This window comes from Synechococcales cyanobacterium T60_A2020_003, assembly GCA_015272205.1.
Classification (GTDB): domain Bacteria; phylum Cyanobacteriota; class Cyanobacteriia; order RECH01; family RECH01; genus JACYMB01.
Map to the genome: position 1 here is coordinate 1 of JACYMB010000324.1, position 9258 is coordinate 9258.

The 9258-nt window shown below is 51.9% G+C and carries 9 protein-coding genes; 2 read left to right on the forward strand and 7 right to left on the reverse strand.

Annotated features, from left to right (window positions below):
- Positions 1-60: 60 nt before the first annotated feature.
- A complete protein-coding gene (locus tag IGR76_16025; protein ID MBF2079977.1) occupies positions 61-909 on the reverse strand; it encodes an alpha/beta fold hydrolase in 849 nt (282 codons plus the stop codon).
- Between the two features lie 262 nt (positions 910-1171).
- On the opposite strand from IGR76_16025, the gene IGR76_16030 reads away from it, so the two are divergent.
- Together IGR76_16030 and lptC are read left to right on the forward strand one after the other, a co-directional pair.
- Positions 1172-1987: a radical SAM protein gene (locus IGR76_16030; GenBank protein ID MBF2079978.1), complete on the forward strand. Its 816-nt coding sequence runs from the start codon at positions 1172-1174 to the stop codon at positions 1985-1987.
- Positions 1988-2098: 111 nt separating this feature from the next.
- Positions 2099-3274, forward strand: coding sequence for an LPS export ABC transporter periplasmic protein LptC (gene lptC, locus IGR76_16035; protein MBF2079979.1), 1176 nt, complete (start codon positions 2099-2101; stop codon positions 3272-3274).
- On the opposite strand, the gene IGR76_16040 is transcribed toward lptC, so the two are convergent.
- From IGR76_16040 to IGR76_16065, 6 genes are all read right to left on the reverse strand, one after another.
- Entirely contained in the window at positions 3255-4619 is a 1365-nt protein-coding gene (locus tag IGR76_16040) for a D-alanyl-D-alanine carboxypeptidase (protein MBF2079980.1), read from the reverse strand. The two genes, lptC and IGR76_16040, sit on opposite strands and share 20 nt — an antisense overlap.
- A 139-nt stretch (positions 4620-4758) precedes the next feature.
- A complete protein-coding gene (locus IGR76_16045; protein ID MBF2079981.1) occupies positions 4759-6762 on the reverse strand; it encodes a VacB/RNase II family 3'-5' exoribonuclease in 2004 nt (667 codons plus the stop codon).
- A 46-nt stretch (positions 6763-6808) separates the two neighbouring features.
- Positions 6809-7024, reverse strand: coding sequence for a 30S ribosomal protein S18 (locus IGR76_16050; GenBank protein ID MBF2079982.1), 216 nt, complete (start codon positions 7022-7024; stop codon positions 6809-6811).
- A gap of 106 nt (positions 7025-7130) precedes the next feature.
- Complete coding sequence (gene rpmG / locus IGR76_16055) at positions 7131-7325, reverse strand: 50S ribosomal protein L33 (GenBank protein MBF2079983.1); 195 nt, start codon at positions 7323-7325, stop codon at positions 7131-7133.
- Between the two features lie 478 nt (positions 7326-7803).
- Positions 7804-9192: a photosystem II reaction center protein CP43 gene (gene psbC, locus IGR76_16060; protein ID MBF2079984.1), complete on the reverse strand. Its 1389-nt coding sequence runs from the start codon at positions 9190-9192 to the stop codon at positions 7804-7806.
- Positions 9176-9258, reverse strand: an 83-nt coding sequence (locus tag IGR76_16065; GenBank protein ID MBF2079985.1) for a photosystem II protein D2, incomplete at its 5' end; no start/stop codon positions are given. The genes psbC and IGR76_16065, both read right to left, overlap by 17 nt.

Genomic DNA, 9258 nt, shown 5'->3' on the forward strand with positions numbered 1-9258 from the left:
ACCTGCCACTAATCCGCCTAGCCCGCTGCCAATGACAATGACATCCGCATCGTTCATCGTTTACGTGTCCCCTGGTTGGATCAAATGCTCTGGTCTAATCTCTTGGTTACAACCCGCAATCTGCTGGAAGAATCGAGCGCTGTACTCCGCCATCGCCTGCCCCTGAATATCACACGGCAGACAGTGACCCGATTCGTCAAACCATTCGACATCCACCGATTGCGGCACATGCTGCAAAATCATATCCACGACAGCCGGGCTAATGGTCGGGTCTTGATGGGAATGCACCACGCAAAGCGGACAGGTAACCTTGGGAAGTTGATCGGTGGCGTAGCGACCCATGCGGCGCAGTTCTCGCAGTGCCCAGGAATTATAAAAGGGATAGCACGGCAAATAAAATTCAGGTTTCTTGCGTTTGCGAATAAAAAAGTTGGCCCATCCCAAGATCGGAATCAAGCGTTCGGCAATATCCGGTAAGCGCAACGCCGGAGCCGCCGCCACACAGGCATCCAGCCGCCCCTCACTCGCCATCGTCAGGGCGATCGCCCCACCCATCGATAGCCCAAACATCCCGACAAACTCGTACTGCTGCCGAGCCCGCTCAATTTCGGCACGGGCAACCTCGTGCATTTGCTCCATCGTGATTCGGGGGAACCATTGGCGCTGATCGGTGAGAGCCGCATAGCCGTGTCCTGGCAGCAGCGGAACCGCCGCATCAAACCCAGAGGCCACACAGGCTTTAGCAACGGGCAGCACTTCGTAGGGCATCCCCGTAAACCCATGCAGACAGATGATGATCCCTTGAGGGGACAGCGCTGATTGTAAGTATTGCGGCATCGCTTCCGGCATCAGACGCTGACGATACTGATCTGGAACTGACTCAAAGGCCGAAAAGTAGGGAAGTTGCACAGATATACCAACGTGGATTTTGAAATTGCAATGGACCAGCAGGATCGATCAAGGGTCTTGACGTTCAGGTCGTTGTCGTTGCTTAGCGAGATCGCTCATTTCTTAACGTGTTCCGTTCTCCATTATGACAAACCCCTCCCGCTTTCCCATTCAGAAATAAAGTTTTTTGGATCATTCCCGTTGCGATACGCTTCTACGTCCTACAACTGGAGATAGAACGATTAAATGAATCAAGGACAGTCTATATTCTGTCGAGGTTGTCATGGCAGCGCAAACTGACTCGTTTCAATCCGTCTATGGCCCCGTTCAGTCCTGGCGATTTGGGCGATCGCTCGGCATTGATCCCATTGGCAAAATCTCCGTCTGCTCCTTTGATTGTGTGTACTGTCAACTGGGTGAAATTGAGGTCAAAACAAGCGATCGCCAGTGTTTTATCCCCACTGCAACAATTGAGCATGACTTACAACGCTATGCCCCGTGGGAGGTGGATCGCATGACTCTCAGCGGCAGTGGCGAACCGACGCTCGCCCTAAACCTAGGGGAGATCCTCACTCTCGTCACCGCTATGACTCACAAACCCACGGCTGTCCTTACAAACGGGACGCTGCTGGATGATCCGACGGTGCGAGCAGAATTGGCGATCGCCGATGCCGTCGCGGTGAAGCTAGACGCCATCACACCAGACCAATGGCGACGGGTGAATCGTCCAGTGGCGACTTTAGACTATGCCACTCAATGGCCAAGTCTGATGACGTTTCGGCAGGACTATACGGGACAACTCTTGATCCAAACCATGCTTCTTTCGCCCTGGAGTGACGAAGAGCAGGATCGCTACATCGCCCAAATGCAGGAGCTCAAACCGGACGAAATTCAACTGAATACTCCCACCCGTCCTAAACCCTTCCATCACCAGCTTGAAGCCCGTGGCAACCACAATCCTCTGAATGCACCTTATCCATCGCGCTGGCTTAAGCCTGTACAACGGTCAGCTCTCGAAACATTTCGCGATCGCCTTTTGGATGCCACCCAGATTCCGGTTCGCATTCCTAACCTCTCTACTCTGCCCTCGTCAGGGTAAGGAAAGCGCTTGGAACTTTCTTGCCTGCCATCTAGACTTAGGAAGTATTATCGTAAGGCTGAGCACCGCTCACTTTATCTAAGATCGAGATAGCCCTTTTGAGAACCTACTGTGAACTTGACCTTTTTACGAACGCGATCGCCTTTTAAAGTCCTCGCGACTGCTCTTGTACTAACGGCCTTGCTATCAAACGTTACGGGATGCCGTAATCGGCCTGCGGCAGACCAACAGCTAGATACAGAAGAAGAGCAGCAGGAACCTCAAAAGCGCTCCTCTGAGCTCGTGCTTAACGAAGTCACCTTGGAGCAACCGGACGAAAACGGCAATTTGCTTTGGCGCGTTGTCGCCCAGGAAGCCACCTATGACGAACAGAAGCAGCGCGCCGAAGTCCAAAACCCAAAGGGACAACTCTACCGCGATGGCAAACCGATTTATGAAATCACGGGCGATCGCGGCGAAATCTACCAAGACGGGCAGCGCCTGGTGGTGATTGGCAACGTCAACGTTAAGGATCTCCGAAATGGTGCCATTCTGAAAGGTGATGAAATGACCTGGCTGCCCCAGGACAGTCAACTCACCATTAAAGGCAAGCTGACAGGCACAAACCCTAAAGTACAGATCACGGGCGAGGAAGCCACACTATACGAGCAAGAACAGCGATTGGTTGTAACAGGAACGGCGATCGCCGTTACCACCCGCAGTCCCAAGTACAAGTTGCAGGCGGATGACTTGGTGTGGTTGCTGGATCAGGAAATTGTGTCTACTGATAAACCGCTGCAAATTCAGCGATTGAATAGTAAAGGCGAAGTCACCGATCGCGCCACGAGCAACTCGGGTTTGATGCGGGTCGAGGAAAATATCGCGGAGCTTCGAGACAATGCTGTCGTCACGCTGCGGAGTCCGGATACTCAAGTCACCAGTGATCTACTGATTTGGGATCTGAACCAAAATCGGGTGAACGCCAAAGCCCCCGTTCAAGTCCAACTCCGGGATAATCGGATCAAGTTGGCCTCTAATAGCGGTGATTTCGATCTCGAAAACGAACTATTTTACTTCTACGGAAATGTTCAGGCTGAGGCTCAGCGTGATCGCTCCCGTCTCACGAGCGACTCCCTCATCTTTAATGCGGATGCCAACACCCTGATCGCAGAGGGCAACGTCAATTACCAGCAGCAAGATCCGAAAATGACCGTCACAGGCCCTCGCCTCGATGGCATGCTGGAAGATGAGCACTTTGTCATGAGCGGAGGACGCGTAGTCACGGAAATTATTCCGGACGATCTGTAGGAACAGAAGCCGTTGCCGACGGTTGAACCAGGAGGGTATTGCGCTCTGGGGCACCCAGCTTATTCACAGACATCTGATCGCGATCACTAGAACGGATCTCAGCAGGTACGCTTGCGGTCGGCGTCCATTCCTGGGATAGCCCTTGCAAAAACAGATCTTGCTGGTAGCGAAATTCGTCTAAATCCCACCCTCGGTTAATGATCGTGAACCACACCAAGCCGCGATCGCGCGTTGGAATCACCCCTGCTAGGGCACTAACGTCGTTGAGGGTTCCGGTTTTTACGGTTGCAGACTCCGGCATCTGTCGATCGAGGAGGGTTCCTTCATCCCGCCCCATTACTGGGAACAGGTCAGCTACATTCAAATCACGAGCCGCCAAGTGACGCTGGATCGCCATCAACATTGCGGTTACTGCTCGCGGCGAGATCCGGTTTTCTACGCCTAGCCCCGATCCGTTTTCCAGTACAATCTCATCTTCGGGAACGTAGGCCGCCGCCGCTGCTTTTTTGGCAACGGTGTGGGCTCCCCCCAGGTCTTCAGCCAGCATTTCCGCCATCGCGTTATTGCTGTAAACGTTCATTGACTTCAAGATTTGGTCGAGGGGCAAGGATTCATGGCGAATTAACGGATACAGAAGTTCATCTAAGGCACTTGTGGGCAGCATTCGCACGCGTCCCATTACTTCGACCACAGGACGAGGCGTTTCTGGAGGTAGCGTCCTGAACTGATAGTCAGCCTCGTAGGGCCAAAGATTCGCGTTAATTCCCTGGGCAAATAACTCACCGGAGCGCACCGGATTAGACTCGTAGTTCATGGCAAAGTTGCCTGTGACGATCACATCTCCCGTCACGCGCCGAATCCCCATTTGGTTTAATGCGTTACCGATGGCGATCGCCTCCTCCCACACAAAAAAAGGATCACCATCCCCTTGGATCACCAGATCGCCCATCAGGGTATCGTCTTGCAGATGTCCAGTGGCGCTAATCTGCGTCTCGAAGGTGTGATCCGGACGCCAGGTTTCTAAAGCCACCAACGTCGTCGCAATTTTTGTCAAGGAGGCAGCGGGCAAAGGTTCCGTTGCCTGATGGGACGCAAGCACGTCACGCCCGGACTGTATCCAAAATCCTTGCTCTGAAGCCGAGAAACCAAGACGATCTAGTCGTTCTAGATAGGCTTGCATCAGTGCTTCAGCCTTTGGATTTGGATTATACTCAGGCTCTAAAAGAGATTCTACCCACGCCGATTCCTGTACCCAATTCGAAAGCTGAGACTCGTGCAGCGTGTACACATTGGACGTGAGGTTAAACCACAGGGTCAGCACCCCCATGCTTACAGTTCGCAGCACGCTCGGCTGTCCTCCTAAGCTTGATACAGAAAACCCAGGTTAAATTTTATCGAATTCACGAACAATTCGCCCACTTCGATTCTGTCACTCGACTCAGAACCGATTCCTTGCCCAACCGGAAAAATCCTATCCAGAGTCCTTAAACAACCTGAGTCGCCATCTCAGTGAACTGAATAATATCTCGCCGGGGATCAGCATAGCTAACCTTCACCTCTAGGCGATCGCCGGGTGCAATCGGACGGGTAAACCGCATCGCCAGTTCTAATCCCAAATCTTCCAATAGCACAAGACCCAAATTATCCTGCTCTCGCAACCAGCGCAGCATCAAGGCATGCCACACTGCATCCCCTTGCCGTCGCAGATACTCCAAGCCCCAGTAGCGATTGGTTTGGCGTTCAACTTGGCTTGCCTCGTAGGCGGTAGAACTCACCGACAGCATCAATTCCTGAACATCTTCCGTTGAGAAGGGTAGAGATTCGCCACGTAAATGAGCCTTGATTTGAAAATGTGCCAGCAGGTCTGCATACCGTCGAATCGGTGACGTGACTTGAGTATATACATCTAACGCTAAACTCGCATGGCGGGCAGGAACCACCGTCGTTTCACTGCGCGGCATACACCGACGAATCGCGCAGTCACGCACAGGCCCTACGGGTAGCAGCATCAATTCTTCGTCTGGGGGTAGTTCTGGCTGAGGTTGTCCCCGGAAGGGTAGGGGTAGTCCGTGGGTCTGACCATAAAGTCCCGCCACTTCACCCGCCAGGATCATCATCTCCGCAACAAGCATCCGGGAAACAGAGTCATCTAGGACATCAATCGTGATATCGTCGCCATCGACCTTGATGCTAGATTCCGGCATGTGAATACTAATTGCGCCCCGTGATTGTCGCCAAGCCTGACGCACCTTTGCCCACTCGGCGATCGCCTGAATCTCCGACTCTGCCTCTAACCCCATCTCCAACATCTCATCGACGTCTTCGTAGGTGAGGCGATAGGTCGGTTTCACGTGACTGGCTTGAATGTGATAGTCTTCGACCGCTCCTTCATCGTTCAGAATGATGCCAAAGCTTAGGGCACAGCAGATCTGGCGCTGAACCAAACTCATCGGGCCCGTTGCCAACTCAGGAGGGAACATCGGAATCATCCCGGTGGGCAGATAAATTGTCGTACATCGCCGTCGAGCTTCCATATCCAAATCGTCGTTTGGCGCAACCCACCGAGTAGGATCAGCGATATGAATCCAGAGGCGTTGCCGTCCATCGTCCAAATATTCGATGCTCAAACCATCATCGATTTCAAGAGTACTCTCATCGTCAATGGTGTAAGTCTTGAGATAGGTTAAATCTAAACGATTATCAGGATCGGGATTAGGGGAGACAACGCAGCGGTGAGTCATTTCCAAAACCCTTTGAGAAAACTGTACAGGAATTTGACTGCGCCGCAGGAATAAGTTCTCGTGAGGACTCCACAGCCTCAGATCAACTAAAAGTTGAAACGCTGCTTCAGCGCTGTCCGATCGACCAACCGCCTGGAGTATTTCAGCGGCCTGCACTCGACCTGTTGCCTCATCACCAAAAACTGCTAACCGTTCGAGGACATCCAGCCTAGGGCGATCGCTGCTTTGCCACTCCACAGAGTCTCCATTTAGAGCCTGCTGAACCCTAGAAACAAAAGCCTGCCACTCTTGGGCACGCTGCTCAGATACCGTAAGCTGATGCTTCAACTCTGCAACTTGAGCTACAGAACGAGGCTCATAGCGATCGCCCTTCTGCTTAAAGTAAATCTTGTCATCAGCAAGGAGACAGTGTGCCGCGTAACAAAGCGACGGAGATTGCTCAGAGAATAGCAGGATAGCCATCTCTGTTGGATCTGTAGAAACCCCTTCTTCTACCAAAAACTCCCAGGCCACCTCTAGGCTGGATGGATCGAGATAGGGCTGGATTTCCGTGATGAATGCAGGGATTTGGGTAGGCGAATAGGACTCACCCGTTACCTCGTAAATAATCTGGCGAGGATGCAACGTATGCGATTGCCCGCGCTCATCAACAACAACCCAATGCTTTTTCCCTTCTGGGCGCTCAACCACAGCAACACGGCGATCGCCGTTAGAGGTGCGAAACTCAACTAGTGTGCCTTTCTCCATGAATTCGGATGTGGTGTAGGGTTGCCTGTTAATGCTCTATACAACCCTAGCCTTCTCGATTGATAAAGGGCAAGAGGGCCAGGATTCGCGCCCGCTTGATCGCTTGAGTCAAATCACGCTGCTGTTTGGCGGTTAGACCTGTAATCCGGCGTGGCAAAATTTTTCCGCGCTCGGTGATAAATTTTCTGAGAAGATCGACGTCTTTGTAATCGATGGTCTCTTTGGGATTAATGGGGGATACCCGACGGCGATAGTAACTCATAGCTCCAATGTAACGTAGTAAAAACCGTGTTCAGTGTTCCAATCGATCCAAGCGCAGCCTAGCCTGAGTTTCTCCCATTAGGGCTTGGGCTAAGACAGGCTAAACGCTACTTAATTTCCTTGTGTACCGTATGTTTGTTGCAGTGGGGGCAGAACTTATTTAGCTCTAGCCGATTGGTTGTATTCCGGCGATTTTTGGTTGTCGTGTAGCGAGATACACCAGGCGATCGCTTGTCGGTGTTCGTGCGGCACTCTGTACATTCCAACGTGATAATAATTCGGACGCCCTTCTTAGCAGCCATAGCCCTAGAAAATAAACGACAAAACTTAGATAAGACACAATCTACTATTATTTCATACGAGGCTCAGGACGGCAATCACTATTTTGAGCAGACCGTATTCAACGTGCGCTTATCGTACCGGGTGGAGTGCCCCCTCCTTGCTCCTAGAGAGCGATCGCTGACAAAATCTGCATTTTTCACAGCTATAGCTCTAGCCATATCGGTTATACGAATTTCAAAAACTCCGGCTACAGATGAAAGGCTCACATTCCTAGCGTAGCAACACATTCATAACTCAAAACTGAGAACTCAACACTCAGAATTGGTATTAGGGCATTTTGGTCTTCGCCGCCCCACCAAAATGTCCATGTCTTAAGCTAGCTGGCAACAGCTATAAATTTCACTCCAGCGAATGAACAAGGCGGCTCTTCAGAAAAGCCGCCTCGCTCCAGATATAACCTGCAACTAACGAAGAACGCTATCAAATAGCGTATGCCTCTTAGTCTAGATCAGGCATAGAGAGTACAGGCTCCATTTCACGGTCAATACCTTTCTCAAATCCTGCTGCCGCCGCCCGGGCACGACCCGCATGCCATAGGTGACCAACCAGGAAAAAGAAACCGAGAACGAAGTGAGATGTTGCCAACCATGCACGAGGAGAAACGAAGTTAACTGAGTTAATTTCCGTTGCAACCCCACCCACAGAGTTCAAGGAACCCAGAGGAGCATGGGTCATGTACTCAGCCGCACGACGTGCCTGCCAAGGCTGGATGTCATTCTTGATCTTGTCCAGATCCAAACCATTAGGCCCACGCAGAGGCTCCAGCCAAGGACCTTGGAAATCCCAAAACCGCATCGTCTCACCACCGAAGATGATCTCGCCAGTAGGAGAGCGCATCAGGTACTTACCAAGACCTGTGGGGCCTTGAGCAGAACCCACGTTTGCACCGAGGCGCTGGTCACGAATCAAGAAGGTCATCGCCTGCGCCTGAGATGCTTCAGGGCCGGTAGGACCGTAGAACTCACTAGGGTAAACCGTGTTGTTATACCAAACCATACAGGATGCGATGAAGCCCATCATGGACAGCGCACCAAGGCTATAGGACAGGTATGCTTCACCCGACCAGATGAAGGCACGACGTGCCCAAGCAAAAGGCTTGGTGAGGATGTGCCAAACACCACCTGCGATGCAGATCAGACCGAGCCAAATATGACCGCCGATCACATCTTCCATGTTGTTGACACTAACAATCCAGCCTTCGCCTCCGAAGGGAGACTTAAGCAGATAGCCAAAAATCACAGCAGGGTTGAGGGTCGGGTTCGTAATGACACGAACGTCGCCACCACCGGGAGCCCAAGTGTCATAGACACCACCGAAGAACATGGCCTTGAACACGAGTAGCAGCGCTCCACAACCCAGCAGAATCAAGTGATAACCAATAATGTTGGTCATCTGATTCTTGTCCTTCCAGTCATAACCAAAGAAGGAAGAGTATTCCTCTAAGGTTTCAGGGCCACGTACAGCGTGGTAGATTCCACCAAAACCTAGAACTGCAGAAGAAATGAGGTGAAGTACGCCTACAACAAAGTAGGGGAAGGTATTCACGACTTCACCGCCGGGGCCAACACCCCAGCCAAGGGTTGCCAAGTGAGGCAGGAGAATCAATCCCTGCTCATACATTGGCTTTTCAGGAACAAAGTGAGCAACCTCAAACAAGGTCATCGCACCTGCCCAGAATACAATCAAGCCAGCATGGGCAACGTGAGCACCCAGCAGCTTTCCAGATAGATTGATCAAACGAGCATTACCGGACCACCAAGCAAAACCGGAGCTTTCTTGGTCACGGTTACCCGCTACGGAATAAGCGCTATTAGAGAGCGTTACCACGGGGTAGAACCTCCTCAGGGAATACAAACTTCTCGTGGGGCTGGTCTTGGGGAGCCATCCATGCCC